General features: G+C 52.4%; 30 protein-coding genes and 1 pseudogene. 24 read left to right on the forward strand and 7 right to left on the reverse strand.

Annotated elements, in window-relative coordinates; all coding sequences use genetic code 11:
• Window positions 1-2 precede the first annotated feature (2 nt).
• The 7 genes from hflC (at window position 3) to WN16_RS05910 (ending at window position 8,503) form a co-directional block, all read left to right on the forward strand.
• Window positions 3-1,007, forward strand: a complete 1,005-nt coding sequence (gene hflC / locus WN16_RS05875; RefSeq protein ID WP_003025595.1) for a protease modulator HflC — start codon at window positions 3-5, stop codon at window positions 1,005-1,007.
• Between the two features lie 82 nt (window positions 1,008-1,089).
• The gene (locus tag WN16_RS05880) at window positions 1,090-1,287 is read left to right on the forward strand and encodes a DUF2065 family protein (protein ID WP_003025602.1); all 198 of its coding nucleotides are present in this window, start codon (window positions 1,090-1,092) and stop codon (window positions 1,285-1,287) included.
• A 102-nt stretch (window positions 1,288-1,389) separates the two neighbouring features.
• Complete coding sequence (gene purA / locus WN16_RS05885) at window positions 1,390-2,688, forward strand: adenylosuccinate synthase (protein ID WP_003025606.1); 1,299 nt, start codon at window positions 1,390-1,392, stop codon at window positions 2,686-2,688.
• Window positions 2,689-2,904: 216 nt separating this feature from the next.
• Window positions 2,905-3,330 carry a nitric oxide-sensing transcriptional repressor NsrR gene (gene nsrR, locus WN16_RS05895; RefSeq protein ID WP_003025609.1) on the forward strand — a complete coding sequence of 142 codons (426 nt, stop codon included), beginning with the start codon at window positions 2,905-2,907 and terminating at the stop codon, window positions 3,328-3,330.
• Window positions 3,331-3,486: 156 nt separating this feature from the next.
• Window positions 3,487-5,949, forward strand: coding sequence for a ribonuclease R (gene rnr / locus WN16_RS05900; protein ID WP_003025612.1), 2,463 nt, complete (start codon window positions 3,487-3,489; stop codon window positions 5,947-5,949).
• A 70-nt stretch (window positions 5,950-6,019) separates the two neighbouring features.
• Complete coding sequence (gene rlmB, locus WN16_RS05905) at window positions 6,020-6,751, forward strand: 23S rRNA (guanosine(2251)-2'-O)-methyltransferase RlmB (protein ID WP_003025615.1); 732 nt, start codon at window positions 6,020-6,022, stop codon at window positions 6,749-6,751.
• A 129-nt stretch (window positions 6,752-6,880) separates the two neighbouring features.
• Complete coding sequence (locus WN16_RS05910; protein WP_044699177.1) at window positions 6,881-8,503, forward strand: isovaleryl-CoA dehydrogenase; 1,623 nt, start codon at window positions 6,881-6,883, stop codon at window positions 8,501-8,503.
• Window positions 8,504-8,588: 85 nt separating this feature from the next.
• On the opposite strand, the gene yjfN is transcribed toward WN16_RS05910, so the two are convergent.
• Together yjfN and bsmA are read right to left on the reverse strand one after the other, a co-directional pair.
• Window positions 8,589-8,864: a DUF1471 family protease activator YjfN gene (gene yjfN, locus WN16_RS05915; protein ID WP_003839497.1), complete on the reverse strand. Its 276-nt coding sequence runs from the start codon at window positions 8,862-8,864 to the stop codon at window positions 8,589-8,591.
• A 147-nt stretch (window positions 8,865-9,011) separates the two neighbouring features.
• Window positions 9,012-9,341, reverse strand: coding sequence for a biofilm peroxide resistance protein BsmA (bsmA, locus tag WN16_RS05920; protein WP_044699175.1), 330 nt, complete (start codon window positions 9,339-9,341; stop codon window positions 9,012-9,014).
• 181 nt (window positions 9,342-9,522) lie between these two features.
• On the opposite strand from bsmA, the gene yjfP reads away from it, so the two are divergent.
• Window positions 9,523-10,272, forward strand: coding sequence for an esterase (gene yjfP, locus WN16_RS05925; protein ID WP_044699174.1), 750 nt, complete (start codon window positions 9,523-9,525; stop codon window positions 10,270-10,272).
• On the opposite strand, the gene ulaR is transcribed toward yjfP, so the two are convergent.
• Window positions 10,269-11,024, reverse strand: coding sequence for an HTH-type transcriptional regulator UlaR (gene ulaR / locus WN16_RS05930; RefSeq protein WP_003839504.1), 756 nt, complete (start codon window positions 11,022-11,024; stop codon window positions 10,269-10,271). The genes yjfP and ulaR overlap by 4 nt on opposite strands.
• A gap of 108 nt (window positions 11,025-11,132) precedes the next feature.
• Complete coding sequence (gene ulaG / locus WN16_RS05935; RefSeq protein ID WP_003025649.1) at window positions 11,133-12,197, reverse strand: L-ascorbate 6-phosphate lactonase; 1,065 nt, start codon at window positions 12,195-12,197, stop codon at window positions 11,133-11,135.
• Between the two features lie 367 nt (window positions 12,198-12,564).
• Between ulaG and ulaA the strand changes: the two genes are divergently transcribed.
• From ulaA to WN16_RS05965, 6 genes are read left to right on the forward strand one after another with little or no spacing between them, the layout of a single operon-like run.
• Complete coding sequence (gene ulaA / locus WN16_RS05940; protein ID WP_003025652.1) at window positions 12,565-13,962, forward strand: PTS ascorbate transporter subunit IIC; 1,398 nt, start codon at window positions 12,565-12,567, stop codon at window positions 13,960-13,962.
• Between the two features lie 15 nt (window positions 13,963-13,977).
• A complete protein-coding gene (gene ulaB, locus WN16_RS05945) occupies window positions 13,978-14,283 on the forward strand; it encodes a PTS ascorbate transporter subunit IIB (protein WP_003025655.1) in 306 nt (101 codons plus the stop codon).
• A 10-nt stretch (window positions 14,284-14,293) separates the two neighbouring features.
• The gene (gene ulaC / locus WN16_RS05950; protein ID WP_003025658.1) at window positions 14,294-14,761 is read left to right on the forward strand and encodes a PTS ascorbate transporter subunit IIA; all 468 of its coding nucleotides are present in this window, start codon (window positions 14,294-14,296) and stop codon (window positions 14,759-14,761) included.
• 12 nt (window positions 14,762-14,773) lie between these two features.
• Window positions 14,774-15,424 carry a 3-keto-L-gulonate-6-phosphate decarboxylase UlaD gene (ulaD, locus tag WN16_RS05955; RefSeq protein ID WP_003025660.1) on the forward strand — a complete coding sequence of 217 codons (651 nt, stop codon included), beginning with the start codon at window positions 14,774-14,776 and terminating at the stop codon, window positions 15,422-15,424.
• A 9-nt stretch (window positions 15,425-15,433) separates the two neighbouring features.
• On the forward strand, window positions 15,434-16,288 hold the full coding sequence (locus WN16_RS05960) for an L-ribulose-5-phosphate 3-epimerase (protein ID WP_032937760.1): 855 nt from the start codon (window positions 15,434-15,436) through the stop codon (window positions 16,286-16,288).
• Window positions 16,288-16,974, forward strand: a complete 687-nt coding sequence (locus tag WN16_RS05965) for an L-ribulose-5-phosphate 4-epimerase (RefSeq protein WP_003839510.1) — start codon at window positions 16,288-16,290, stop codon at window positions 16,972-16,974. The genes WN16_RS05960 and WN16_RS05965 overlap by 1 nt, the downstream gene beginning before the upstream one ends.
• A 132-nt stretch (window positions 16,975-17,106) precedes the next feature.
• Here the strand turns inward: WN16_RS05965 and yjfY are convergent, their stop codons facing one another.
• On the reverse strand, window positions 17,107-17,382 hold the full coding sequence (gene yjfY / locus WN16_RS05970; protein WP_003025668.1) for a DUF1471 family protein YjfY: 276 nt from the start codon (window positions 17,380-17,382) through the stop codon (window positions 17,107-17,109).
• 298 nt (window positions 17,383-17,680) lie between these two features.
• On the opposite strand from yjfY, the gene WN16_RS05975 reads away from it, so the two are divergent.
• From WN16_RS05975 to WN16_RS06000, 7 genes and pseudogenes are all read left to right on the forward strand, one after another.
• Window positions 17,681-18,445: a TSUP family transporter gene (locus tag WN16_RS05975; protein ID WP_003025670.1), complete on the forward strand. Its 765-nt coding sequence runs from the start codon at window positions 17,681-17,683 to the stop codon at window positions 18,443-18,445.
• A 10-nt stretch (window positions 18,446-18,455) separates the two neighbouring features.
• Window positions 18,456-18,533: pseudogene (locus tag WN16_RS24485) on the forward strand (hypothetical protein); the annotation flags it as partial.
• Window positions 18,534-18,603: 70 nt separating this feature from the next.
• Complete coding sequence (rpsF, locus tag WN16_RS05980; protein WP_003025672.1) at window positions 18,604-18,999, forward strand: 30S ribosomal protein S6; 396 nt, start codon at window positions 18,604-18,606, stop codon at window positions 18,997-18,999.
• A gap of 6 nt (window positions 19,000-19,005) precedes the next feature.
• Entirely contained in the window at window positions 19,006-19,320 is a 315-nt protein-coding gene (gene priB / locus WN16_RS05985) for a primosomal replication protein N (RefSeq protein WP_003025674.1), read from the forward strand.
• Between the two features lie 4 nt (window positions 19,321-19,324).
• Window positions 19,325-19,552 (forward strand): 30S ribosomal protein S18, encoded by a 228-nt coding sequence (gene rpsR, locus WN16_RS05990; RefSeq protein WP_000135199.1) that lies wholly within the window; start codon window positions 19,325-19,327, stop codon window positions 19,550-19,552.
• A 41-nt stretch (window positions 19,553-19,593) separates the two neighbouring features.
• Window positions 19,594-20,043, forward strand: coding sequence for a 50S ribosomal protein L9 (rplI, locus tag WN16_RS05995; RefSeq protein ID WP_003025676.1), 450 nt, complete (start codon window positions 19,594-19,596; stop codon window positions 20,041-20,043).
• Window positions 20,044-20,185: 142 nt separating this feature from the next.
• Entirely contained in the window at window positions 20,186-21,109 is a 924-nt protein-coding gene (locus tag WN16_RS06000) for a DMT family transporter (RefSeq protein WP_003844954.1), read from the forward strand.
• 29 nt (window positions 21,110-21,138) lie between these two features.
• Here WN16_RS06000 and WN16_RS06005 read toward each other — a convergent pair whose 3' ends face one another.
• Window positions 21,139-21,789, reverse strand: coding sequence for an OapA family protein (locus WN16_RS06005; protein WP_003025681.1), 651 nt, complete (start codon window positions 21,787-21,789; stop codon window positions 21,139-21,141).
• A gap of 219 nt (window positions 21,790-22,008) precedes the next feature.
• Here WN16_RS06005 and fklB point away from each other — a divergent pair, with 219 nt between their 5' ends.
• Together fklB and cycA are read left to right on the forward strand one after the other, a co-directional pair.
• Complete coding sequence (gene fklB, locus WN16_RS06010) at window positions 22,009-22,629, forward strand: FKBP-type peptidyl-prolyl cis-trans isomerase (RefSeq protein WP_003025685.1); 621 nt, start codon at window positions 22,009-22,011, stop codon at window positions 22,627-22,629.
• 309 nt (window positions 22,630-22,938) lie between these two features.
• Complete coding sequence (cycA, locus tag WN16_RS06015; protein ID WP_003025688.1) at window positions 22,939-24,348, forward strand: D-serine/D-alanine/glycine transporter; 1,410 nt, start codon at window positions 22,939-22,941, stop codon at window positions 24,346-24,348.
• Window positions 24,349-24,431: 83 nt separating this feature from the next.
• Here the strand turns inward: cycA and ytfE are convergent, their stop codons facing one another.
• Entirely contained in the window at window positions 24,432-25,094 is a 663-nt protein-coding gene (gene ytfE / locus WN16_RS06020; protein WP_003025690.1) for an iron-sulfur cluster repair protein YtfE, read from the reverse strand.
• Between the two features lie 245 nt (window positions 25,095-25,339).
• Between ytfE and WN16_RS06025 the strand changes: the two genes are divergently transcribed.
• A complete protein-coding gene (locus tag WN16_RS06025) occupies window positions 25,340-26,893 on the forward strand; it encodes a methyl-accepting chemotaxis protein (protein ID WP_003844953.1) in 1,554 nt (517 codons plus the stop codon).
• Window positions 26,894-26,916 lie beyond the last annotated feature (23 nt).

Here is a 26,916-nt window from a genome sequence, read left to right on the forward strand (position 1 = left end):
CGATGCGTAAGTCAGTTATTGCGATTATCATCATCGTTCTGGTAGTTCTGTTCATGTCTGTCTTTGTGGTCAAAGAAGGCGAGCGCGGTATTACTCTGCGCTTTGGTAAAGTTCTGCGTGACGATGAAAACAAGCCGCTGGTCGTTGCACCAGGCCTGCACTTCAAGATTCCGTTTATTGAATCTGTGAAGATGCTCGATGCGCGTATTCAGACCATGGACAACCAGGCCGATCGCTTTGTTACCAAAGAGAAGAAAGACCTGATTGTTGACTCCTACATCAAGTGGCGCATCAGTGACTTTAGCCGTTACTACCTGGCAACGGGCGGTGGCGATGTTTCTCAGGCGGAAGTCCTGCTGAAACGTAAGTTCTCTGACCGTCTGCGTTCTGAAATTGGTCGTCTGGACGTGAAGGACATCGTTACCGATTCCCGCGGTCGTCTGACCCTGGAAGTCCGTGACGCGCTGAACTCCGGTTCTGCTGGCACGGAAGATGAAGTGGCGACTCCGGCAGCAGATAGCGCGATTGCCGAAGCGGCTGAACGTGTTCAGGCTGAAACGAACGGTAAAGTACCGGTCATCAACCCGAACAGTATGGCGGCATTGGGCATCGAAGTGGTTGACGTGCGTATTAAGCAAATCAACCTGCCTGCTGAAGTGTCCGAGGCTATCTACAACCGTATGCGCGCTGAGCGTGAAGCGGTAGCACGTCGCCATCGTTCACAAGGCCAGGAAGAGGCGGAAAAACTGCGTGCAACGGCGGACTATGAAGTCACTAAAACGCTGGCAGAATCTGAGCGTCAGGGCCGTATCATGCGCGGTGAAGGCGATGCAGAAGCCGCTAAGCTGTTTGCCGATGCATTTAGTCAGGATCCTGACTTCTACGCCTTCATCCGTAGCCTGCGTGCTTACGAGAAGAGCTTCGAAGGCAACCAGGACGTGATGGTCATGAGTCCGGACAGCGATTTCTTCCGCTACATGAAGACACCGAGTTCCGCGACACGCTAATCGCGTTCCAGCGGTTTTAAAGCAGCAAAACCACCGGCATCTCCAGGGATGCGGTGGTTTTCTTTTTATATAAGGGCGATGGATGAATTCAACAATTTTGCTGGCGCTCGCGCTGGTTTTGGTGCTGGAAGGGCTGGGTCCGATGCTTTATCCCAGCGCATGGAAGAAAATGATCTCTGCAATGGCGCAACTTCCCGAAAATATTTTGCGTCGTTTTGGTGGAGGTCTTGTGGTTGCGGGCGTTGTGGTCTACTACATGTTGAGGAAAACGATTGGCTGATTAATTAGTAGACTAATTTGCGGATTTTCGCATGCAAAAAGTGCTGTATATCTGAAAAAGCGGTGGTAGAATCCATTTTTAAGCAAACGGTGATTTTGAAAAATGGGTAACAACGTCGTCGTACTGGGCACCCAATGGGGTGACGAAGGTAAAGGGAAGATCGTCGATCTTCTGACTGAACGGGCTAAATATGTTGTGCGCTACCAGGGTGGTCACAACGCAGGCCATACTCTCGTAATCAACGGTGAAAAAACCGTCCTCCATCTTATTCCATCAGGTATTCTTCGCGAGAATGTCATCAGCATCATCGGTAACGGTGTTGTTCTGTCTCCGTCCGCGCTGATGAAAGAAATGAAAGGACTGGAAGATCGTGGTATCCCGGTTCGCGAGCGCCTGCTGCTGTCTGAAGCTTGTCCGCTGATCCTTGATTATCACGTTGCGTTGGATAACGCTCGTGAGAAAGCGCGTGGCGAGAAAGCGATCGGTACTACCGGTCGTGGTATCGGTCCGGCTTATGAAGACAAAGTAGCTCGTCGCGGTCTGCGTGTTGGCGATCTGTTTGATAAAGCAACCTTCGCTGAAAAACTGAAAGAAGTGATGGAATATCACAACTTCCAGCTGGTGAATTTCTATAAAGTTGAAGCAGTTGACTACCAGAAAGTGCTGGATGATGTGATGGCTATCGCCGACATCCTGACCTCGATGGTTGTTGATGTTTCCGATCTGCTGGACCAGGCGCGTAAGCGTGGCGATTTTGTCATGTTTGAAGGTGCGCAGGGTACGCTGCTGGATATCGACCACGGTACCTATCCGTACGTAACGTCCTCCAACACCACCGCAGGTGGCGTGGCAACCGGCTCCGGCCTGGGCCCACGTTATGTGGACTACGTTCTGGGTATCATCAAAGCTTACTCTACTCGTGTAGGTGCGGGTCCGTTCCCGACTGAACTGTTTGATGACGTTGGCGAGTTCCTGTGCAAACAAGGTAACGAGTATGGTGCGACCACCGGTCGTCGTCGTCGTACCGGCTGGCTGGACTCCGTTGCTGTACGCCGTGCAGTACAGATTAACTCCCTGTCTGGCTTCTGCCTGACCAAACTGGACGTACTGGACGGTTTGAAAGAGGTGAAAATCTGTGTCGCTTACCGTATGCCGGATGGCCGTGAAGTAACGACTACTCCGCTGGCAGCAGACGACTGGAAAGGTATCGAGCCGATTTACGAAACCATGCCGGGCTGGTCTGAATCTACCTTCGGCGTGAAGGAACGTAGCGGTCTGCCGCAGGCTGCACTGAACTACATCAAGCGTATTGAAGAACTGACCGGTGTGCCGATTGATATTATCTCAACTGGCCCAGACCGTACTGAAACCATGATCCTGCGCGACCCGTTCGACGCATAATTCTGGTTATAGCGTGGCGTCGAATGGCGCTGCGCTTGCAATATCTCAAGCCGGATAAGGTGCTTTGCATCAGAATCCGGCTTAAAATCACGTAAGTTCCTCGCTTTTTTCCTTCCCGAACTGAAATAAATTAGCGACCTGGCTGGTGGCTGGTTTATCATCAATATAATTAATACCACCAGGTTTATCCGTTTTATCCCTTTTCCTGAGGTTGATGTGCAGTTAACAAGTTTCACCGATTACGGATTACGTGCGCTAATCTACATGGCGTCACTTCCCGAAGGACGTATGACCAGTATTTCTGAGGTGACAGAAGTCTACGGCGTGTCCCGTAATCATATGGTCAAAATAATCAATCAACTTAGCCGGGCGGGCTTTGTTACTGCTATTCGAGGAAAAAATGGCGGTATCCGCTTGGGTAAACCCGCTAAGGATATTGGTATTGGTGATGTGGTTCGCGAGCTGGAACCCTTATCGTTGGTCAACTGTAGCAGCGAGTTTTGCCACATTACCCCGGCCTGTCGACTCAAACAGGCGCTTTCTAAGGCAGTGCAAAGTTTTCTCACGGAGCTGGACAACTACACACTTGCTGATTTGGTTGAAGAGAATCAACCGCTTTATAAATTATTGCTGGTGGAGTAATGAAGTCCAAAGTATTTCGCGTCGCATCGCGGCGGCAACTGAGCGAGTCGCCAGGAGCTTACAAAAGTAAGTGACTGGTGGGAGCAAAGGCAGCCAACAAAGAGGCGTCGTGAAAGACGAAGGAATTCCATCAGAGCTGACAATGGAGGAACCTCAATGTCACAAGATCCTTTCCAGGAACGCGAAGCTGAAAAATACGCGAATCCTATCCCAAGCCGGGAATTTATCCTCGAACATTTAACTAAACGTGAAAAACCGGCCAACCGCGATGAGCTGGCCGCTGAACTCAACATTGAAGGTGAAGAGCAGCAGGAAGCACTGCGCCGCCGTCTGCGCGCGATGGAGCGTGACGGACAACTGGTCTTCACCCGTCGTCAGTGCTATGCGCTGCCGGAGCGTCTCGACCTGCTGAAAGGTACCGTTATTGGCCACCGTGATGGCTACGGCTTTCTGCGCGTTGAAGGCCGCAAAGATGACCTGTACCTGTCCAGCGAGCAGATGAAAACCTGCATTCATGGCGATCAGGTGCTGGCGCAGCCGCTGGGCGCGGACCGTAAAGGTCGTCGCGAAGCGCGTATTGTGCGCGTACTGGTGCCAAAAACCAGCCAAATTGTCGGTCGCTACTTCACCGATGCTGGCGTTGGGTTTGTCGTCCCTGACGACAGCCGTCTGAGTTTCGATATCCTGATCCCGCCGGAAGAGGTGATGGGCGCTCGTATGGGCTTTGTGGTCGTCGTTGAACTGACCCAACGTCCGACTCGCCGCACCAAAGCGGTGGGTAAAATTGTTGAAGTGCTGGGTGACAACATGGGAACCAGCATGGCCGTTGATATGGCCCTGCGTACTCATGAAATCCCATATATCTGGCCGCAGGCTGTTGAGAAACAGGTCGCCGGACTGAAAGAAGAAGTGCCGGAAGAGGCGAAAATAGGACGTGTCGATCTGCGCGACCTGCCGCTGGTGACTATCGATGGCGAAGATGCGCGTGACTTCGACGATGCGGTTTACTGCGAGAAGAAACGCGGCGGCGGCTGGCGTTTATGGGTGGCAATTGCCGACGTAAGCTATTACGTTCGCCCGCCGACTCCGCTGGACCAGGAAGCCCGCAGCCGTGGCACATCCGTTTACTTCCCGTCGCAGGTTGTTCCGATGCTGCCGGAAGTGCTGTCTAACGGATTGTGTTCGCTCAACCCGCAGGTGGACAGGTTGTGTATGGTCTGTGAAATGACCATTTCGTCGAAAGGCCGTTTAACCGGCTTTAAATTCTACGAAGCGGTCATGAGTTCCCATGCACGTCTGACCTACACCAAGGTCTGGCACATGCTGCAGGGCGACCAGGAGCTGCGTGAGCAGTACGCACCGCTGGTCAAACACATTGAAGAGCTGCATAACCTCTACAAAGTGCTGGATAAAGCCCGCGAAGAGCGCGGCGGTATCTCGTTTGAAAGTGAAGAGGCGAAGTTTATCTTCAATGCTGAACGCCGTATTGAGCGTATTGAGCAGACGCAGCGTAACGACGCGCACAAGCTGATTGAAGAGTGCATGATCATGGCGAACATCTCAGCGGCGCGATTCGTTGAGAAAGCCAAAGAGCCAGCGCTGTTCCGTATTCACGATAAGCCGACGACCGAAGCGATTAACTCGTTCCGTTCCGTCCTGGCAGAGCTGGGACTGGAGCTGCCAGGTGGCAACAAACCTGAGCCGCGCGATTACGCTGAACTGCTGGAGTCGATTGCTGACCGTCCTGACGCAGAAATGCTGCAAACCATGCTGCTGCGTTCGATGAAGCAGGCGATTTACGATCCGGAAAACCGTGGTCACTTCGGCCTGGCGCTGCAATCTTATGCACACTTTACTTCACCGATCCGTCGTTACCCGGATCTCTCCTTGCACCGGGCGATTAAGTATCTGCTGGCGCAGGAGCAGGGCCATAAAGGCAACACCACGGAAACGGGTGGCTACCATTATTCGATGGAAGAGATGCTGCAACTGGGTCAGCACTGTTCGATGGCCGAGCGCCGTGCTGACGAAGCCACGCGCGATGTCTCTGACTGGTTGAAGTGCGACTTCATGCTGGATCAGGTAGGGAATGTCTTCAAAGGCGTGATCGCCAGCGTCACCGGATTTGGCTTCTTTGTCCGTCTTGATGAGCTGTTTATCGACGGTCTGGTGCATGTCTCCTCCCTGGATAACGACTACTATCGTTTCGACCAGGTTGGGCAGCGCCTGACGGGGGAATCCAGCGGTCAGATGTATCGCCTGGGCGATCGCGTGGAAGTTCGCGTGGAAGCAGTCAACATGGACGAGCGTAAGATCGACTTTAGCTTGATCTCCAGCGAACGTGCGCCGCGTAATGAAGGTAAAACTGCGCGCGAAAAAGCCAAAAAAAGCGATGCGGGTAAAAATACCGGTAAACGTCGTCAGATGGGCAAAAAGGTGAATTTCGAGCCGGATAGCGCTTTCCGCGGTGAGAAAAAAGGCAGAGCCAAACCTCAGGCGGAAAAGAATGCGGCTGAGAAGAAAGGCGACAAAAAAGCGAAAAAGCCATCGGCAAAAACGCTTAAAATTGCTGCCGCCACCAAAGCTAAACGTGCGGCGAAAAAGAAAGTCGCACAATAACTGCCATAAACAGTAAGTCGGGCAATCTCGTGTTGCCCGCGTTATGCATAAACTATTAACGAGTACATTCATGAGTGAAATGATTTACGGCATCCATGCGGTGCAGGCTCTGCTGGAACGTGCGCCTGAGCGCTTCCAGGACGTCTTTATTCTCAAAGGTCGTGAAGATAAACGCCTGCTACCGCTGATCCACGCACTGGAAGCACAGGGTGTTGTCATTCAACTGGCTAACCGTCAGTTTCTGGATGAGAAAAGCGAGGGTGCGGTACATCAGGGGATTATTGCTCGTGTGAAGCCGGGCCGTCAGTATCAGGAAAACGATCTGCCGGATCTGATTGCTACGCTCGATCAGCCGTTCTTTTTGATCCTCGATGGCGTCACCGACCCGCATAACCTGGGGGCATGCCTGCGTAGCGCCGATGCCGCTGGCGTACATGCTGTAATCGTACCGAAGGATCGTTCCGCTCAGTTGAATGCTACGGCGAAAAAAGTGGCCTGCGGTGCGGCAGAAAGCGTACCGCTGATCCGCGTGACCAACCTGGCGCGCACCATGCGTATGCTGCAGGAAGAGAATATCTGGATCGTCGGAACCGCTGGCGAAGCCGACCATACTCTCTACCAGAGCAAAATGACCGGACGTCTGGCGCTGGTGATGGGCGCAGAAGGTGAAGGTATGCGCCGTCTGACCCGTGAACACTGTGACGAACTCATCAGCATCCCGATGGCAGGTAGCGTTTCGTCGCTGAACGTTTCAGTTGCGACGGGCATCTGCCTGTTTGAAGCAGTCCGCCAGCGCAGCTAAACTATCTCCCTTATTTCTCTCTTCTCTCAAGCCATCTTTCGGGATGGCTTTTTTGTGACCGTTGTCCCATGCGTTCTCTCTGCTGCCTGACCATACTTAAAGCGACGGCCATTGACGGAGGGAGACACAATGCACTGGCAAACGCATACCGTTTTTAACCAACCTGTACCTCTCAATAACAGTAACTTATATTTGTCCGACGGCGCGCTGTGCGAAGCGGTTATCCGTGAAGGCGCTGGCTGGGATAGCGATCTTCTCGCCAGTATTGGTCAGCAGCTAGGGACTGCCGAGTCGCTCGAACTGGGTCGTCTGGCCAATGCTTTTCCACCTGAACTATTGCGCTACGACCCGCAGGGGCAGCGGCTGGATGATGTGCGTTTTCATCCTGCCTGGCATTTGCTGATGCAGGGATTGTGCGCCAACCGCGTACATAATCTGGCCTGGGAAGAAGACGCGAGGCAGGGAACGTTTGTGGCCCGGGCGGCGCGTTTCATGCTGCATGTGCAGGTTGAAGCAGGCACGTTGTGTCCGGTGACCATGACGTTTGCCGCTACGCCGCTGTTACTTCAAATGTTACCCGCCCCCTTTCACGACTGGCTGACGCCGCTGCTAAGCGACCGTTATGACTCGCATTTACTGCCCGGAGGGCAAAAGCGCGGGCTACTGATTGGTATGGGGATGACCGAAAAACAGGGTGGTTCAGATGTGCTGAGCAATACCACTCAGGCAGAATGTCTTGTCGACGGCTCGTATCGGCTGGTGGGACATAAGTGGTTTTTCTCCGTGCCGCAAAGCGATGCCCATTTGGTGCTGGCCCAGGCAAAGGGCGGCTTATCCTGCTTTTTTGTACCGCGATTTTTACCTGATGGGCAGCGTAATGCCATCCGTCTTGAACGACTGAAAGATAAGTTAGGCAACCGCTCCAACGCCAGCTGCGAGGTTGAATTCCACGATACGATTGGCTGGCTATTGGGCGAAGAAGGGGAAGGTATCCGCCATATCCTGAAGATGGGCGGGATGACGCGTTTTGACTGCGCGCTCGGCAGTCACGGCATGATGCGACGTGCTTTTTCCGTCGCGATTTATCATGCGCACCAGCGACAGGTTTTTGGCAAGTCATTGATTGAACAGCCTATGATGCGTCAGGTATTAGGTCGGATGGCGCTCCAACTGGAAGGTCAAACGGCGCTACTGTTTCGACTGGCGCGGGCCTGGGACCGTCGTGCTGATGCCAAAGAAGCGCTGTGGGCCAGGTTGTTCACGCCAGCAGCGAAATTCTCCGTTTGCAAGGTCGGTATGCCGTTTGTGGCTGAGGCGATGGAAGTGCTGGGCGGGATTGGCTATTGCGAGGAGAGTGAGCTGCCGCGCCTGTATCGTGAGATGCCGGTAAACAGTATCTGGGAAGGCTCCGGCAACATTATGTGCCTTGATGTATTGCGGGTACTGACAAAACAACCCGGCATCTACGATATGCTCAGCGAAGCCTTTGCGGAGGTAAAGGGGCAGGATCGACATTACGATCGGATGGTGCGTCAGCTACAGCAGCGTTTACGTAAACCCAGTGAGGCATTGGGACGAGAGATTACGCAGCAGCTTTTCCTGCTCGGTTGCGGGGCGCAGATGTTGCGTTATTCTTCTCCGCCAGTGGCGCAGGCCTGGTGCCAAATGATGCTTGATACGCGGGGTGGACTACGATTGTCTGAACAGGTGCTGAGCGATTTGCTCCTGCGGGCAACGGGGGGGTTACGGTAATAACTTGCCTGATGGCGACGCGGGTGCGTCTTATCATGCCTACGCTCAGTCCAGGTCAGATAAGTTTACGCCATCCGGCAATCTGTTATGCATAAAGTATGGCCTGTACGCGCCAGTTGTCGGGCTGCTGGTCTTCGTACATCTGAATGATCCGATACCATGAGGCACCTTGTTCATCCGCTTTTAACGCGATTACACGTTCTACATCCTGCGGATTCCCTGCAATGTTACTGACAGAGATCAGGCCAATTTCGTTCAGGCCCGTAACGCAGTCAGCACTGGCGAATTCGGCAGACTGCGCCGTAGTGCCTGCCAGTCCGGCAGAAAGCAGCAGTGAGGATAAGGCAAGAGATTGTTTCATCGTCAGCTCCATTATTCGTACCCCTACACACGGCAGGGCATTCCATCGCGATAATAAACCTCAAGCTTCCTGCTGTTGGTTTATTGTGCACAGGTAAACGCATAGAGGCGCAAAGCAATGTAAAGCTGACTAAATTTCAACCCAATGTTATTTACGATATAAAATCGCCTGTGAATACCATTGGCCTGTCACGATGGTTTCATCCACTAATAAAACCACGTAGTAATCAGCTTTAGCCACGACGGCTTTGGCACGGATCTCTGCCAGCGCATCATCCGGAGAGCCTCTTACCAGCGCGCTAACCGTCCCTAATCGCTGTAACCCTTTACTCTGGTCACGGCGGATCTCCTGCGGGTGGTCGGCAACGGGCGGTGCGGGTTGCGGCGTTCCCTGTAGCACGCTACAGGCGCTTAAAAACATAACCAGCAACAAAGAGGCAAACCGACGCATAACTCTATCTCGTTTCCTGATAGCCATAGTGTAGTGCCTTATTAATTTCCCTTTAGGGGAATGTTCCCGAATTGTTATCTCTCACGCGATTTTCGAATGAAAATGTTGCGAAAGCGTAACCCAGTTCTCAACATTATGAATCATTACCGACCACATTCGCTTGCGTTAAGTATTGCTGCATGGCATACCAGAAAAAAAGGGGCAACAAATGATAGAAATTGAGACACGACAGTTGGCTGGTATCCCTGTCCTGCACGCCGTTCCGGCTGGTAAACGCGAATGTTCACTCCCTTGTATTCTCTTTTATCACGGGTTTACATCTTCAAGTCTGGTCTACAGTTATTTTGCCGTTGCGCTGGCTCAGGCCGGGTTTCGCGTCGTCATGCCAGATGCGCCCGAACATGGCGCCCGATTTAACGGTAATGCTCAGGAGCGAATGTTCCGCTTCTGGCATATATTGCAGCAAAACATGCAGGAGTTTACGACGTTACGTGCGGCTCTGGTGGCAGAAAATTGGCTTTCAGATGAGCGGCTTGCCGTCGGTGGGGCATCGATGGGGGGAATGACTGCATTGGGCATAATGGCGCGCCATCCTGAGGTTAAATGTGTAGCCAGCCTGATGGGATCGGGCTATTTTACCCGTCTTGCGCAGACGCTTTTTCCTCCTTTACAGGTTCAGACCCCAGAGCAACAGGCGGAGTTTGATGCCGTTATCGCCCCGCTTGCCGAATGGGATGTTACGCATCAGTTGCCACGGCTCGCCGACAGGCCGTTGTTGCTGTGGCATGGACAGGATGATGATGTTGTACCGGCTGTTGAAACCTTCCGCTTACAGCAAGCGCTGATTCAGGCAGGTTTGGACAACAATCTGACCTGCCTGTGGGAAGCGGGCGTACGGCATCGCATCACGCCAGAAGCGTTGGCCGCAACAGTGACGTTTTTCCGCCAGCACCTTTAAACGCGCATAATGCTCACGCCCTGAGCTTCAAGCTGTTGTAGAATCTCAGGGTTTGCATTTTTGCCGGTAATGAGCATATCGATTTGATCGGCGCGACTGAACAGCATTCCCGCACGTTCACCGACTTTACTGCTATCGACCAGCACCACCAGTTTACCCACCACGTTAAGCATTTTCTGCTCGGCCATCGCGGTCAGCATATCGGTTTTATACAGTCCGTCCGCGGTCAACCCTTTGCCGCTGGTAAACATCCAGTGTCCGGCATACAGGCTATTTTCACTGCCTTGCGGGCTAAGCGTGATGGATTGGCTTTTGTTATATTGCCCTCCCATGATGATCACGCTGTCATGCTCCTGGTCGATCAGATAGTTCGCCAGTGGCAAATAATTGGTGATGATCTGCACCGGCTTGCCGCACATTTCGCGACCCAGCAGGAAAGCGGTCGATCCGCAGTTGATCACTACGCTTTCACCCGCATTCACAAGCTGGGATGCTGCCTTGGCAATGCGAACTTTTTCATCGTGGTTCTGCGCCTGGTGAAGATTCATTGGCGTCCAGCGCGGCCGCTGCTGGGTAATAGCTTCTGCGCCGTTGCGTACTTTCTTGAGTTTGCCGCTTTCGTCGAGCTTGTTGATGTCCCGGCGCGCAGTGGCGGGTGAAATCCCCAGACGCTCAACTACGTTCTCAACGGTAACAAAGCCCAACTGCGCCAGCATATCCAGCAATATTTGATGTCTTTGTGCTTCAGTCATGAGCTATTCCGATACAAATTGATTTGAAAAGATGATATTTGAAATAGCCTGGAAATACTAAAGTAAATGGGGAAAAAAATGCCGGGATGGCCCGGCATTTTGTGTGGATCACAAGAACGATTTAAACGGTAAATCCGGTTCAATGGTGAAGCAGTCATCAAAGCCGCGCGGATAGTGATATTCAAAGTTATCTTTGTCCAGCGGCCAGGTGAACTTGCCACCTACCTGCCAGATGAATGGCTTAAAGCCATACTTAAGGCGATCTTTTTTCATCTCCCACAGTACGCGGATCTCCTGCGGATCGGCCTGAAAGTTTGACCAGATATCATGATGGAAAGGGATCACCACTTTTGTATTCAGGGCCTCCGCCATACGCAGCATGTCAGAACTGGTCATTTTGTCCGTAATACCCCGTGGGTTCTCGCCGTAGGATCCGAGTGCGACGTCGATCTGGTGCTCGTTGCCATGCTTTGCATAGTAGTTGGAGTAGTGTGAGTCGCCGCTATGATAAAGCGTACCGCCCGGCGTTTTGAACAGATAGTTTACGGCGCGGGCATCCATACCATCCGGCAGTACGCCAGCGGCTTTCTGATCGGCGGGCAGGGTGATTAACGCAGTACGATCGAACGCATCAAGCGCATGAATTTCAATATCTTTCACTTTTACCACATCGCCTGGTTTTACCACGATGCAGCGCTCTTTTGGTACACCCCAACCGATCCACAGATCCACACAAGTCTGCGGTCCAATAAACGGCACGTCGTCGGCACAGTTCTGCATGACGGCTGCCGCAACATTTACGTCGATGTGATCGTTATGATCGTGCGTGGCCAGCACCGCATCGATCTGACGAATGGCAAACGGATCAAGAACAAACGGCGTGGTGCGCAGGTTTGGCTGCAGCTTCTTCACCCCTGCCATGCGTTGCATCTGGTGACCGGTTTTCATCAGCGGGTTACCGTGACTCTGTTTGCCCGTGCCGCACCAGAAATCGACGCAGACGTTAGTCCCGCCTTCCGACTTCAGCCAAATTCCGGTACAGCCGAGCCACCACATCGCGAAAGTACCTGGTGCGACCTGTTCCTGCTCGATCTCTTCATTCAGCCAGCTTCCCCACTCCGGGAATGTGCTCAGGATCCATGATTCACGCGTGATGCTTTTTACTTTACTCATCGCAATTACCTTCATGTTTATTCAAGTTGAATCAAATTGTGATTTGTTTTGATTGATACTGACATCATTTTATCAAGAAGGCAATGCGTTGATTTTTGATGTTGAATGAAAAATTGTTAACAAATTACAACGTGACAAGATGGTTTATATGAAATGTATTTTTTTATTTTATTGTTTTAAATGGATTTATTTTGAGGTGAATGAATTCGGAGCAAATCCACTCTGCAAGTGAGAGAATTATTTGCGTACTGCATCACATTTAATCAAATTCAATCTTGTTGTGATTACTTTTGAAAATTAGAGTGAGGGCACAACATCCTGGGCATCTGTAATGAATGTTCAGCAACTTCGTCTACTGGAGATCGTTATGGAGATCCTCTACAACATCTTTACCGTCTTTTTTAATCAGGTCATGACCAATGCACCGTTGCTGTTGGGTATTGTGACCTGCCTCGGCTACATCCTGTTGCGTAAAAGTGTCAGCGTTATTATCAAAGGCACGATCAAAACGATTATCGGTTTTATGTTATTGCAGGCAGGGTCGGGCATTCTGACCAGCACGTTTAAACCGGTAGTGGCGAAGATGTCCGAGGTTTACGGTATCAACGGTGCGATTTCCGATACCTATGCCTCCATGATGGCAACCATCGAACGTATGGGGGATGCCTATAGCTGGGTAGGGTACGCGGTACTGTTGGCGCTGGCGCTAAACATTTGTTATGTACTGCTACGGCGGATTACCGGTATTCGTACCATCATGCTGACCGGGCACATCATGTTCCAGCAGGCGGGCCTGATCGCCGTCTCTTTCTACATCTTTGGCTATTCCATGTGGACCACCATCATCTGTACCGCGGTGCTGGTGTCGCTCTACTGGGGCATTACCTCCAATATGATGTACAAGCCGACCCAGGAAGTGACCGACGGCTGTGGTTTTTCCATCGGTCACCAGCAGCAGTTCGCCTCCTGGATTGCTTACAAAGTCGCGCCGTATCTGGGTAAGAAAGAGGAGAGCGTAGAAGATCTCAAGCTGCCAGGCTGGCTGAATATCTTCCACGACAACATCGTTTCTACCGCGATTGTGATGACCATCTTCTTCGGGGCGATCCTGCTCTCTTTCGGCATTGATGTGGTTCAGGCGATGGCGGGTAAAACCCACTGGACGGTGTATATCCTGCAAACCGGTTTTTCGTTTGCTGTCGCTATCTTCATCATCACCCAGGGCGTACGTATGTTCGTTGCTGAACTTTCAGAAGCGTTCAACGGTATCTCTCAACGCCTGATCCCGGGCGCGGTACTGGCCATCGACTGCGCGGCGATTTATAGCTTTGCTCCTAACGCGGTGGTCTGGGGCTTTATGTGGGGGACCATCGGCCAACTGATTGCGGTGGGCATCCTTGTGGCCTGCGGCTCTTCCATTCTGATTATCCCAGGTTTTATCCCGATGTTCTTCTCGAACGCCACTATCGGCGTATTTGCTAACCACTTTGGCGGCTGGCGCGCAGCGCTCAAGATTTGCCTGGTGATGGGGATGATCGAAATCTTCGGCTGCGTCTGGGCGGTGAAGCTCACCGGTATGAGCGCCTGGATGGGCATGGCGGACTGGTCAATTCTGGCACCGCCGATGATGCAAGGCTTTGCCTCCATCGGCATCGTGTTTATGGCCGTCATTATTCTGATTGCACTGGCTTATATGTTTTTCGCAGGACGCACGTTGCGTGCTGAGGAAGACGCAGAAAAACAACTGGCAGAACACTCTGCTTAATAAGGAGTTCCGATTATGACCGTACGTATTCTGGCTGTGTGTGGCAATGGGCAGGGCAGTTCCATGATCATGAAAATGAAGGTGGACCAGTTTTTAACCCAGTCAAATATTGACCATACGGTAAACAGCTGCGCCGTGGGTGAATACAAAAGTGAACTGAGCGGAGCGGATATTATCATCGCCTCTACGCATATCGCCGGTGAGATTACCGTTTCTGGCAATAAATATGTCGTTGGCGTACGCAATATGCTGTCTCCTGCCGATTTTGGACCAAAACTGCTGGAAGTGATCAAAGCGCATTTTCCGCAGGACGTGAAGTAAGGGGCGGCATATGAAATTACGTGACTCGCTGGCAGACAATAGTTCCATCCTTTTGCAAGCCGAGGCCAGTACCTGGCAGGAAGCGGTAAAGCTTGGCGTGGATCTGCTGGTTAAGGCTGATGTGGTTGAACCACGCTACTACCAAGCCATCCTTGATGGCGTTGAGCAGTTTGGCCCGTACTTTGTGATTGCGCCAGGCCTGGCGATGCCGCACGGCCGTCCGGAGGAAGGGGTCAAGAAAACCGGTTTTGCGCTGGTGACGCTGAAAACGCCGCTGGTGTTTAACCACGAGGATAACGACCCGGTCGACATTCTGATCACGATGGCGGCAGTTGACGCCAACACGCATCAGGAAGTGGGCATCATGCAGATCGTGAATCTCTTTGATGACGAAGCCAATTTCGACCGTTTACGCGCCTGCCGCACCGCGCAGGAAGTGTTGGATTTAATTGATAACGCCACTGCGGCGGCTGTTTAAAAGGATACCAAAATGTCATTACCTATGTTGCAGGTTGCGCTGGATAACCAATCAATGTCTTCCGCGTATGAAACGACGCGTCTGATTGCCGAAGAGGTCGATATCATTGAGGTGGGCACTATTCTTTGCGTGGCAGAGGGCGTGCGCGCCGTTCGCGATCTGAAAGCGCTTTACCCACATAAAATTGTGCTGGCGGACGCCAAAATTGCCGATGCGGGAAAAATCCTCTCCCGCATGTGTTTCGAAGCCAACGCTGACTGGGTTACCGTCATCTGCTGTGCCGATATCAACACCACCAAGGGGGCGCTGGAGGTGGCGAAAGAATTTAACGGTGATGTACAGATTGAACTGACTGGTTACTGGACCTGGGAGCAGGCGCAAGAGTGGCGTGACGCAGGGATTGGGCAAGTTGTATATCACCGCAGTCGTGATGCGCAGGCGGCGGGCGTGGCGTGGGGAGAAGCGGATATCAGCGCGATCAAGCGTCTGTCCGAGATGGGCTTTAAAGTCACCGTCACCGGCGGTCTGGCGCTGGAAGATCTGCCGCTGTTCCAGGGAATTCCGATTCACGTCTTTATTGCCGGCCGCAGTATTCGCGATGCCGCCTCTCCGGTGGAAGCGGCCCGTCAGTTCAAACGTTCTATCGCCCAACTGTGGGGATAAGGAGCGACTATGTTGTCGAAACAGGTCCCGCTCGGTATTTATGAAAAAGCACTCCCCGGCGGGGAGTGCTGGCTGGAACGCTTGCAACTAGCGAAGGAACTGGGCTTTGACTTTGTCGAAATGTCGGTTGATGAAACCGACGCTCGCCTGGCGCGTCTTGACTGGAACCGCGAGCAGCGACTGGCGCTGGTGGCCGCTATCGCCGACACCGGGATACGGGTACCGTCCATGTGCCTGAGCGCTCATCGTCGTTTTCCGCTTGGTAGTGAAGATGATGCGGTACGCGAACAGGGGCTGGAGATCATGCGTAAAGCCATTCAGTTTGCGCAAGATATCGGTATTCGCGTTATTCAAATGGCGGGTTACGACGTTTATTACCAGCAGGCCAATAACGAAACGCGTCGTCGGTTCCGCGATGGGCTGAAAGAGAGCGTAGAGATGGCGAGCCGTGCACAGGTGACGCTGGCGATGGAAATCATGGATTATCCACTGATGAATTCGATCAGTAAGGCACTGGGATACGCCCACTATCTCAACAATCCGTGGTTCCAGCTGTATCCCGATATTGGCAATTTATCGGCGTGGGATAACGACGTGCAGATGGAGCTGCAGGCGGGAATGGGCCATATAGTTGCCGTACACGTGAAAGATACCAAACCCGGCGTATTCAAAAATGTGCCGTTTGGTGAAGGGGTTGTCGATTTCGAACGTTGTTTTGCGACGCTCAAACAGAGTGGGTATTGCGGGCCATACCTGATTGAGATGTGGAGCGAAACGTCGGACGACCCGGCACGTGAAGTGGCGAAGGCGCGCGACTGGGTGAAAGCGCGTATGGCCAACGCGGGCCTGGTGGAGGCAGTGTAATGCAAAAACGTAAACAGCAGGTTTTTGAGGCCAACATGGATCTGCCGCGCTACGGGCTGGTGACGTTTACCTGGGGTAACGTCAGCGCCATCGACCGCGAACGCGGGCTGGTGGTGATCAAGCCCAGCGGCGTCGACTACCAAACAATGACAGTGGATGACATGGTGGTTGTGGATCTGCACGGTAATGTGGTGGAGGGACGCTATCGTCCTTCTTCCGACACCGCCACCCATCTGGCGCTGTATCGCCGTTATTCCTCTCTCGGCGGCGTGGTGCATACCCACTCAACCCACGCGACGGCATGGGCGCAGGCAGGTCTGGCAATTCCTGCGCTCGGCACGACGCATGCTGACTACTTCTTTGGCGATATTCCCTGTACCCGGGCTTTAACTGAAGCTGAAGTTCAGGAGGAGTATGAACTTAATACCGGTAGGGTGATTATTGAAACGCTCGGGGAGGTGGAACCTTTACATACGCCTGGCGTAGTGGTGTACCAACATGGCCCGTTTGCCTGGGGCAAAGATGCTCACGACGCGGTACATAACGCTGTGGTGATGGAAGAGGTGGCAAAAATGGCATGGATTGCGCGTGGCATTAATCCGGCGCTCAGCCCCATCGACAGTTACCTGATGAATAAGCACTTCATGCGTAAGCACGGCCCAAATGCCTATTACGGCCAGAAGTAAGAAAAAACGTTCCGGAGCCAACTCTTCATGGGGATGAGATCGGTCTGGCTTCGGGATTGTTTTGCAAAAAAAAGCCCCCAGTGAAGGGGGCAAGTCAAACTGTGGCAATGTTCTCGTTGGTTGTTTCTGGTGCTAGCGATAAATATCTGCACTGGCGTGCATATTTCCGTTACTACCGGGTTCCCTGGTGAGGATCACGTGATAGTAGGTTGCGCCTTGCGCATCGGTTTCTTCATTCAGGGCCTGAGTGGCTTCACTTTCAGTGGCGAAGTTATGATTTATGTAAATAACGCCTAAGCTCTGCACATCATCCATATTCCTGGCCTGATGATTGTCAATTTTGATGGCTGCCGTTGCATTTGCACTGAGCAAAAGTACAGCCAGAAGGGTCAAAACACGGGCTCGCATATGTACCTCCTCGACTGCGGTCTCTGGTTAGCTCTCTCCTGTGAGTGGATAACTTCTGATTTAATTTTAACCGCTGCCGGCGCAGTCGATAGCGACCATTTCTGATGCAGTTGTTCAAAAAATTACCGCAAAGCCATCTTTTCTTTAATTAACAATCAGCTGATGCCTTCCGCTACGGTTAAAAATACCTGCCTTACGCGCATAAGCTCTTACCAAATAGTCAATTTAATCGGGTGAGTACGCCGTTTATAGTGAGCCAGATAATTAATATAACTTTATGATAATTAGGCAAAAACTTATGGATACTTCATTCATGGATTTCAGCTATTTCGTGATTATGTTTATGGTCGCGCTGGTGGCTGGCTTTATTAACGTGGTGTCGGGCGGCGGTGGTTTTCTCTCTATTGGCGCTCTCTTAATTTCTGGTTTACCCCCGGCTAATGCGCTGGCAACCAATAAAATTCAGGCACTGGGTAGCTCGCTAACCTCCGGAATTTACTTTTTACGCCGGGGACATATTAATGTGCAGGAGCACAAATATGTCTTTTTATCTGCCTTTATCGGTTCTGCGATGGGCACAACGCTTATCCAGTTTATTGAACCGGACGTGTTGAAGAAACTGCTGCCGATCCTGATTATCGCGGTCGCTATCTACTTTATTTCTGCGCCTAATCTTAGCGAACCGAAAAGAAAGCAGCAGGTATCCCTGTTTCTCTTCTCGTTGATCTGCGGGGGAGGTATTGGGTTTTATGATGGTTTTCTCGGTGCCGGGGCCGGCTCCTTTTATACGCTCTGCTATATCCTGCTGTGGGGGTACAGTATCGATAAAGCGCAAATCCACTCGAATTTTATCAACCTGGCGTCGAACATTGCCTCGATTCTGTTCTTCATTTTCGGCGGTAAAATGATCTGGTCGCTGGGGCTGGTGATGTTTGCCGGGCAATCCCTTGGCGCACGTCTGGGTGCGACAGTCGTACTGACGCGCGGCAAGAAAGTCATCCGACCCATGATTGTCATCGTCTCTATTTGTATCAGCGTCAAAATGCTGCTGGATATGTATTAATGGCGACATGATAAATAATCGGACAAGCACCTTGAGTTTACCTGCTGACCCCAGTATTATGACGCGTCATTTTTCAGCCGACCTTTAACACGTTCCTTGCCTCCATGGGCCTCGGCTGACCCAGACAGGAGGCTGAATAATCCGTAAGGAGCAATTCGATGCGTCATTACGAAATCGTTTTTATGGTCCATCCTGACCAGAGCGAACAGGTTCCGGGTATGATCGAACGCTACACTGCTGCCATCACTGGTGCAGAAGGCACGATCCACCGTCTGGAAGACTGGGGCCGCCGTCAGCTGGCTTACCCGATCAACAAACTGCACAAAGCTCACTACGTTCTGATGAACGTTGAAGCGCCGCAGGAAGTGATCGATGAGCTGGAAACTACCTTCCGCTTCAACGATGCCGTTATCCGCAGCATGGTTATGCGTACTAAACACGCTGTTACCGAAGCATCTCCGATGGTTAAAGCGAAAGACGAGCGCCGTGAGCGTCGCGATGATTTCGCTAACGAAACCGCAGATGATGCTGAAGCTGGGGATTCTGAAGAGTAATTTCTGATGACCAACCGTCTGGCGTTGTCCGGCACCGTGTGCAGGGCTCCCCTTCGAAAGGTCAGTCCATCAGGAATTCCTCATTGCCAGTTCGTGCTTGAGCATCGTTCTGTGCAGGAGGAAGCCGGGTTTCACCGGCAGGCGTGGTGCCAAATGCCCGTTATTATTAGCGGACACGAAAACCAGGCCATTACTCACAGTATAACGGTCGGTAGCGCAGTGACCGTTCAGGGGTTCATCTCTTGCCACAAGGCAAAGAACGGCCTGAGCAAAATGGTTCTGCATGCCGAGCAGATTGAATTGATAGATTCTGGAGACTAGCCATATGGCACGTTATTTCCGTCGTCGCAAGTTCTGCCGTTTCACCGCGGAAGGCGTTCAAGAGATCGACTATAAAGATATCGCTACGCTGAAAAACTACATCACCGAAAGCGGTAAGATTGTCCCAAGCCGTATCACCGGTACCCGTGCAAAATACCAGCGTCAGCTGGCTCGCGCTATCAAACGCGCTCGCTACCTGTCTCTGCTGCCGTACACTGATCGTCATCAGTAATCGGTCACGGTCCATTAATACGACTTTGAGAGGATAAGGTAATGCAAGTTATTCTGCTTGATAAAGTAGCAAACCTGGGTAGCCTGGGTGATCAGGTTAACGTTAAAGCGGGCTATGCTCGTAACTTCCTGGTACCACAGGGTAAAGCTGTTCCTGCTACCAAGAAAAACGTTGAATTTTTCGAAGCGCGTCGCGCTGAGCTGGAAGCTAAACTGGCTGACGTTCTGTCCGCTGCTGAAGCTCGTGCTGAGAAAATCAACGCACTGGAAACCGTAACCATCGCGTCTAAAGCTGGCGACGAAGGTAAACTGTTCGGTTCCATCGGTACTCGCGACATCGCTGACGCTGTAACTGCAGCTGGCGTTGAAGTAGCTAAGAGCGAAGTTCGTCTGCCGAACGGCGTTCTGCGTACCACTGGTGAGCACGAAGTGAGCTTCCAGGTTCACAGCGAAGTGTTTGCTAAGCTGACTGTAAACGTAGTTGCAGAATAAGTTTTTATTCTGATGACCGCGTAAAAGCGCCGGCCCTGTGCCGGCGTTTTGCTTTTCTGTTCCCCCGCTTTTCTCTCTGGCTATTCTTTATCCTTTTCGGGATAATCACAAAAATAAAACATTATTTCAAAGTGGTGATGGAATGGAACCAACGCACCAACCTCTGTTTGCGCGTAAAAATGTTGTCTATCTGAGCGCGGCGTTCTGCTGCCTGCTGTGGGGGAGCGCCTATCCGGCGATCAAAAGCGGATATGAGATCTTCCAGATTGCCACGGATGACATTCCCTCAAAGATTGTCTTTGCCGGATATCGCTTTCTGTTTGCGGGAATATTGCTGCTAATGCTGGCGATGGCGCAGCGAAAACCGATTGGTCGGTTAAGCCCGCGTCAGTACGGCCAACTCACGCTGTTGGGGCTGACGCAAACCTCGCTGCAATACATCTTCTTCTATATTGGCCTGGCTTTCACGACGGGGGTGAAAGGGTCCATCATGAATGCGACCGGGACCTTCTTCAGCGTGCTACTGGCCCATTTTATCTACCATAATGACAAACTGAGCTACAACAAAGCGCTGGGCTGTATCCTCGGCTTTGCTGGGGTGATGGTAGTGAACTTTAGCAGCGGAATGGATTTTAGTTTTAGCCTGTTAGGAGACGGCTCAGTAGTGATGGCGGCCTTTATTCTTTCTGCTGCCACGCTATATGGAAAACGTATTTCTCAGACGGTGGACCCGACGGTAATGACAGGGTACCAGTTGGGCGGTGGCGGTCTGGCGTTGGTTATCGGTGGCTACGCTTTTGGCGGCACGCTGACCGTACACGGTGCGTCTTCGGTAGCAATTCTGGGCTACCTGACGTTACTCTCTTCGGTCGCCTTTGCCTTGTGGAGTATTCTGCTCAAGCATAATCGTGTGGGGATGATTGCGCCGTTTAACTTCCTGATCCCGGTTTCGGGGGCGGTGCTGTCGGCGATATTCCTCGGCGAAAACATTCTCGAATGGAAATACGCACTGGCGCTGGTGCTGGTCTGTTCGGGGATCTGGTGGGTGAATAAGGTGAAGCGCTGACGCTTCACCTTGATGCCTGATGGCGCCGCTTAACGGGCGCGAATAAAACTGCCGTTTGGCTGGCGGGTAAACAGAACCTGCTGGCCATTCCCGGTATCAATGGTTAATCCCGTCACCACGCCATTGGCATTCTGCCTGATCTGCACCATCTGACCGTCTTTCAGGTTGCTTAGCGGTTTTCCCGCGCCTTCAACCTGCGCCATTGCATACACATCGGTTGGCGGGAGGTTATGGTCACGGAAGACCTGGGCCAGCGTTTTGCCCGAGTCTACGCGATAAGAGCGCCACTGTTGCTCAATTCCGCTATCCTGTTGGAAAGGTTGCGTCTGCGGCTGAGATTGCTGCGCCTGCGGCTGCGCATCAGGTTCTCCTTCCTGGATTGGCTCTGGAGCAACCGGAGCGACCTGGCCGGGATCGTTTTGCGGGGCGACTAACTGTGCCTGTAGCTGAGCCTCGGTTGGTGGCTGCGACTGTGACTGTAAATCCAGCTGGGCAGTACGCGTCACCACAGGGGCATCGCTGGTGTCACTGGAAGGAAGCAGGAAACCTATCACCAGCACGATAGCAGCAATAATAATGCCGCGGCGGTGCATAGGCGGTAGCGGATCCATAATGCGAAAATTGTCCGGTGCATGCCAGATTTTCGCCAGGGTTGGTTTTAATTCAAAGCGCCCGGGCATGGCTTTCCTCCTGCTCCGCGTCTCGTTCCTCGATCATAGAGTATAGATGGCTAACGCTATGATGTTCGTCATATTACCCGCTTTCGTGACGTCAACGCGGGATATTCCTATTGTTTATGTTTCCTCGCGATTTGTCATCTGTTCCCGAGACAAAGTTTTACCGGATGCGGCATGGCTGATATGCTGCCCGCTACTTTACATCCGATGAAAGGAAATATGATGGCTAACCCGACTTTTGACACTATCGAAGCGCAAGCAAGCTACGGCATTGGTTTGCAGGTAGGACAACAGCTGAGCGAATCCGGACTGGAAGGACTGTTGCCTGAAGCGCTGGTAGCGGGTATCGCTGACGCGCTGGAAGGTAAGCACCCGGCAGTGCCGGTTGATGTTGTGCATCGCGCGCTGCGTGAAATCCATGAACGCGCTGATGCAGTACGTCGCGAACGCTTCCAGGCTATGGCGGCTGATGGCGTCAAATATCTGGAAGAAAACCGTGAGAAAGAGGGTGTGAACAGCACTGAATCCGGTTTGCAGTTCCGTGTTCTGACTCAGGGCGAAGGGGCTATTCCGGCGCGTACTGACCGCGTTCGCGTGCATTATACCGGTAAACTGATCGACGGTACCGTGTTTGACAGCTCTGTCGCACGTGGCGAACCGGCTGAATTCCCGGTTAACGGCGTAATCCCTGGCTGGATTGAAGCACTGACCCTGATGCCGGTAGGTTCGAAATGGGAACTGACTATTCCTCAGGAACTGGCTTACGGCGAGCGTGGTGCTGGCGCGTCCATTCCTCCGTTCAGCACGCTGGTGTTCGACGTTGAGCTGCTTGAGATCCTGTAAGCAGTGACTTCTGTTCCCCCCGAGGCTGGGGGGAACAAAAAAATAGCGTGAAAAGCTATAGTTACGTCGTTGTCGATATTTTATCTTGCAAATGCCGCATCAGCGTGTATTTTTGTGAGCTGATTCGCGCTATCAGAGTGATATGACACTCACTTTAAACATTAAATTAACATTATATCTAAATCTTAGTATTCATCCCGCCAATTCTTACCTAATATCGATGAGTCCTGATAACAGGATCGTCGTATCATAGACACACTAAAGGCCGTAGAGCCTGAACAACACAGACAGGTACAGGAAGAAAAAAACATGGTAGATCAGGTAAAAGTCGACACCGCTGAAGAGGCGTCGTCTGAACAGTCGCTACGGCGCAATCTCACAAACCGTCATATTCAACTTATTGCTATTGGTGGTGCAATCGGTACTGGCCTGTTTATGGGCTCCGGTAAAACCATCAGTCTCGCCGGACCGTCGATCATCTTTGTATATATGATCATCGGTTTTATGCTGTTTTTCGTGATGCGGGCAATGGGTGAATTGCTGCTCTCGAATCTGGAGTACAAATCGTTTAGTGATTTCGCCTCCGACCTGCTCGGGCCGTGGGCCGGGTATTTTACCGGCTGGACCTACTGGTTCTGCTGGGTCGTTACTGGGATGGCAGACGTTGTCGCGATTACCGCGTATGCGCAATTCTGGTTCCCCGAACTGTCAGATTGGGTCGCCTCGCTGGCGGTGATTGTGCTGCTGCTGAGCCTCAACCTCGCCACCGTAAAAATGTTCGGTGAGATGGAGTTCTGGTTTGCGATGATCAAAATCGTCGCCATCATCGGCCTGATTGTCGTCGGTCTGGTGATGGTGCTGACGCACTTCCAGTCGCCAACCGGCGTTCAGGCATCGTTCACGCATCTGTGGAATGACGGTGGCTGGTTCCCGAAAGGTCTGAGCGGCTTCTTTGCCGGCTTCCAGATAGCGGTATTCGCGTTTGTGGGTATTGAGCTGGTGGGAACGACCGCCGCGGAAACCAAGGATCCTGAGAAATCTCTGCCGCGCGCCATTAACTCGATTCCAATCCGTATTATCATGTTCTACGTGTTCGCGCTGATCGTGATTATGTCCGTAACGCCGTGGAGCTCGGTAGTGCCAACCAAGAGCCCATTCGTTGAACTGTTTGTGCTGGTTGGTCTGCCTGCTGCGGCGAGCCTGATCAACTTTGTGGTTCTGACTTCAGCTGCCTCTTCCGCAAACAGCGGCGTGTTCTCTACCAGCCGTATGCTGTTCGGCCTGGCGCAGGAAGGCGTTGCGCCTAAAGCATTTGCCAAGCTGTCTAAACGCGCAGTTCCGGCGAAGGGGTTAACCTTCTCCTGTATCTGTCTGTTGGGTGGCGTGGTGATGCTGTACGTGAACCCGAGCGTGATTGGCGCGTTCACCATGATCACCACCGTGTCGGCGATTCTGTTCATGTTCGTCTGGACCATCATTCTTTGCTCGTACTTGGTGTACCGCAAGCAACGTCCTCACCTGCATGAAAAATCAATTTACAAGATGCCGTTAGGCAAGCTGATGTGCTGGGTATGTATGGCGTTCTTCGTCTTCGTACTGGTACTGCTGACGCTGGAAGATGATACCCGTCAGGCGTTGATGGTGACGCCGCTGTGGTTCATCGCGCTGGGTCTGGGCTGGTTGTTTATCGGTAAGAAACGTATGGCGGGTATGCGTTAAGCGTTGTCATATCGGACACAAAAAAGGCCACATAAGCAGTGGCCGAATTCGAACTTCAGGAAGGCGCTCTCGGGCGCCTTTTTTTATTCACCTGCGAGGGCACGCGGGAACAACACATTGTTTTCCAGGCTGATGTGTTCCATCAGGTCATCGATCATTTCGTTAATGCCGTTATACATGGCTTTCCAGGTGGTGCAGGCTTCTGGCGGCGGCGTCACGTTGTGGGTGATGTGTTTGATCACTTCCACCAGTTCACCCGCATCGTCATGTTCGCTTTCCATCACGCTGATTGGCCCCATCGCCTGGCTACCCATGCCCTGTTTGATCATCGGGAACAAGATCTGCTCTTCTTTCATCATGTGGCTGGACAGCTCTTCATGCAGCATGGTCAGGTTTTTCGCCAGACCGCGCGGTACGTTCGGTTTGTCTGCGTGAACGCGTTCAACTTTTGTGGCCTGCAGGATCAGCTCCGGCAGCTGTTCGCGGTGTCTGTCGTGATAACGCACGATGATATGGTCGATGATTTCAGCCAGAGCCACGGTACGCCAGTCTTTCTCCAGCGGCTGTTCAGCCAGCTGCGCGAGCTGCGCCTCAATAACGTCTAAATCCAGCTCTTTACGCGCGGCAGCGCGTGCCAGCGTTTGCTTACCGCCGCAGCAGTAATCCATATCGTATTTACGAAACAGGGCCGAAGCGCGAGGAATAGAGAGCGCCAGTTCACCTAAAGGTTGATCGCGATAAGACATTGCCGTTACCTCATTCTCAATAATATAAGATGTATTTTAAATACAACTTATGGCGAAGGATATAACCCTTTCGGGGTGGGGTGTTTTGTGATGAACGTCACGAAAATTTCTTATTTCGTTAAGGTGCTGAATCTTATTGGAAAGGTGAGGGGCGGCGAAAAAAGCGGCTCGACAGGATTAAATAAGCGCACGCCGCTGCCGATAGTTAGACCTCAGACAATACCTGCATAATAAAAAGGCTACAGATGTTCAAACGAATCAAAGTGATAACCTTACTTATCACCGTGTTACTCGCCCTGGGCGCAATGCAGCTCATCTCTGCGGGCGTCTTTATTGGCGCGCTCAATAACGATAAGCAGAACTTTAACGTGTCTCAACTTTCCAGCCAGAATGTGGCCGAGTTTACCGATGCGTGGATTAGCCTGAACCAGGCTCGCGTCACGCTCAACCGGGGCATGCTGCGTTTACAGGGAACGATGGCCAGCGAGATTAACGGCGGTCAGTTGAAGGAGCTGGTGAACACAGCAAATCGCCTGTTGGCCGAATCGAAAGAGCATTACGATAAATACTACGCTCTACCGGAAACGCCGGGGTTGGATGAGCATCTGGCCGATCGACTGGAAGAACAGTACGGCATCTATTCTGCGACGCTGGCAAAAATGAACGCGCTGCTGGCTGAAGGAAAGCTGGAAGAGATGTTCAAGCAGAACGCCGAGCAAAAGCAAACGGCCATGCAGGAAGTTTATCGGGAATGGCGTAGCGCGCAAACGGCGCTGGCCACTGCCGGGGTACAGGACAATGAGAGTGACTACCAGAAGATAATCTGGCTACTGTCCGCGGTGATGCTGATTGTCGTCACCGTAATTATCGCCAGTTGGCTGGCGATGCAGCGAGTGCTGCTCAAGCCGCTCCACGAGGTGATGGGACATATTCGCCATATTGCCGCAGGTGATTTGACTCACCGCATCAACGCCGATGGCAGTAATGAAATGGCGCTGCTGGCAGGCAACGTCCGCGACATGCAGCAGGCGCTGGCGAACACGGTCAGCGTGGTGCGTGACGGGGCTGACACCATCTATACCGGCGCGGGTGAAATTGCCGCTGGCAGTAACGATCTCTCTTCACGTACCGAACAGCAGGCCGCCTCTCTGGAGGAGACCGCAGCCAGCATGGAACAACTTACTGCAACCGTGAGACAGAACGCAGATAACGCGCGTCAGGCGACCAGCCTGGCAAAAAATGCTTCGCAGACGGCGCAGAAAGGCGGAACCGTGGTTGATGGCGTGGTGCGTACGATGGATGAAATCGCCACCAGTTCCAGCAAAATTGCGCAAATTACTACTGTTATCGACGGTATTGCTTTCCAGACCAACATCCTGGCGCTGAACGCGGCGGTAGAAGCGGCGCGAGCGGGCGAACAGGGGCGTGGCTTTGCTGTAGTCGCAGGCGAGGTGCGCACGCTGGCGCAGCGTAGCGCTCAGGCGGCAAAAGAAATTAAGGCGTTGATTGATGACTCAGGGAATCGGGTCAATGCCGGTACGGCGCTGGTGCATGAGGCGGGTGAGACGATGGCGGAAATTGTCAGTGCCGTCACCCAGGTTACCGATATTATGGGAGAAATTGCGTCGGCCTCTGATGAACAGAGTCGGGGTATCGATCAGGTCGGTCAGGCGGTGGCTGAGATGGATCGCGTCACGCAGCAAAACGCCTCGCTGGTGGAGGAATCCGCTTCCGCCGCAGCCGCGCTCGAAGAGCAGGCCGCACGGTTGAACCAGACGGTGGCGGTGTTTAAAGTTTAACGTCTGCTCCGGCCTACAAGATA

The sequence above is a fragment of the Citrobacter sp. ABFQG genome (genome assembly GCF_004322975.1).
In the GTDB taxonomy this organism is placed as follows: domain Bacteria; phylum Pseudomonadota; class Gammaproteobacteria; order Enterobacterales; family Enterobacteriaceae; genus Citrobacter; species Citrobacter freundii.

Coding starts and splice junctions, on each gene's coding strand:
- hflC (WP_003025595.1), top strand. CDS start 3: ATGCGTAAGTCAGTTATTGCGATTATCATCATCGTTCTGGTAGTTCTG.
- WN16_RS05880 (WP_003025602.1), top strand. CDS start 1,090: ATGAATTCAACAATTTTGCTGGCGCTCGCGCTGGTTTTGGTGCTGGAA.
- purA (WP_003025606.1), top strand. CDS start 1,390: ATGGGTAACAACGTCGTCGTACTGGGCACCCAATGGGGTGACGAAGGT.
- rnr (WP_003025612.1), top strand. CDS start 3,487: ATGTCACAAGATCCTTTCCAGGAACGCGAAGCTGAAAAATACGCGAAT.
- rlmB (WP_003025615.1), top strand. CDS start 6,020: ATGAGTGAAATGATTTACGGCATCCATGCGGTGCAGGCTCTGCTGGAA.
- WN16_RS05910 (WP_044699177.1), top strand. CDS start 6,881: ATGCACTGGCAAACGCATACCGTTTTTAACCAACCTGTACCTCTCAAT.
- yjfN (WP_003839497.1), bottom strand. CDS start 8,864: ATGAAACAATCTCTTGCCTTATCCTCACTGCTGCTTTCTGCCGGACTG.
- bsmA (WP_044699175.1), bottom strand. CDS start 9,341: ATGGCTATCAGGAAACGAGATAGAGTTATGCGTCGGTTTGCCTCTTTG.
- yjfP (WP_044699174.1), top strand. CDS start 9,523: ATGATAGAAATTGAGACACGACAGTTGGCTGGTATCCCTGTCCTGCAC.
- ulaR (WP_003839504.1), bottom strand. CDS start 11,024: ATGACTGAAGCACAAAGACATCAAATATTGCTGGATATGCTGGCGCAG.
- ulaG (WP_003025649.1), bottom strand. CDS start 12,197: ATGAGTAAAGTAAAAAGCATCACGCGTGAATCATGGATCCTGAGCACA.
- ulaA (WP_003025652.1), top strand. CDS start 12,565: ATGGAGATCCTCTACAACATCTTTACCGTCTTTTTTAATCAGGTCATG.
- ulaB (WP_003025655.1), top strand. CDS start 13,978: ATGACCGTACGTATTCTGGCTGTGTGTGGCAATGGGCAGGGCAGTTCC.
- ulaC (WP_003025658.1), top strand. CDS start 14,294: ATGAAATTACGTGACTCGCTGGCAGACAATAGTTCCATCCTTTTGCAA.
- ulaD (WP_003025660.1), top strand. CDS start 14,774: ATGTCATTACCTATGTTGCAGGTTGCGCTGGATAACCAATCAATGTCT.
- WN16_RS05960 (WP_032937760.1), top strand. CDS start 15,434: ATGTTGTCGAAACAGGTCCCGCTCGGTATTTATGAAAAAGCACTCCCC.
- WN16_RS05965 (WP_003839510.1), top strand. CDS start 16,288: ATGCAAAAACGTAAACAGCAGGTTTTTGAGGCCAACATGGATCTGCCG.
- yjfY (WP_003025668.1), bottom strand. CDS start 17,382: ATGCGAGCCCGTGTTTTGACCCTTCTGGCTGTACTTTTGCTCAGTGCA.
- WN16_RS05975 (WP_003025670.1), top strand. CDS start 17,681: ATGGATACTTCATTCATGGATTTCAGCTATTTCGTGATTATGTTTATG.
- rpsF (WP_003025672.1), top strand. CDS start 18,604: ATGCGTCATTACGAAATCGTTTTTATGGTCCATCCTGACCAGAGCGAA.
- priB (WP_003025674.1), top strand. CDS start 19,006: ATGACCAACCGTCTGGCGTTGTCCGGCACCGTGTGCAGGGCTCCCCTT.
- rpsR (WP_000135199.1), top strand. CDS start 19,325: ATGGCACGTTATTTCCGTCGTCGCAAGTTCTGCCGTTTCACCGCGGAA.
- rplI (WP_003025676.1), top strand. CDS start 19,594: ATGCAAGTTATTCTGCTTGATAAAGTAGCAAACCTGGGTAGCCTGGGT.
- WN16_RS06000 (WP_003844954.1), top strand. CDS start 20,186: ATGGAACCAACGCACCAACCTCTGTTTGCGCGTAAAAATGTTGTCTAT.
- WN16_RS06005 (WP_003025681.1), bottom strand. CDS start 21,789: ATGCCCGGGCGCTTTGAATTAAAACCAACCCTGGCGAAAATCTGGCAT.
- fklB (WP_003025685.1), top strand. CDS start 22,009: ATGGCTAACCCGACTTTTGACACTATCGAAGCGCAAGCAAGCTACGGC.
- cycA (WP_003025688.1), top strand. CDS start 22,939: ATGGTAGATCAGGTAAAAGTCGACACCGCTGAAGAGGCGTCGTCTGAA.
- ytfE (WP_003025690.1), bottom strand. CDS start 25,094: ATGTCTTATCGCGATCAACCTTTAGGTGAACTGGCGCTCTCTATTCCT.
- WN16_RS06025 (WP_003844953.1), top strand. CDS start 25,340: ATGTTCAAACGAATCAAAGTGATAACCTTACTTATCACCGTGTTACTC.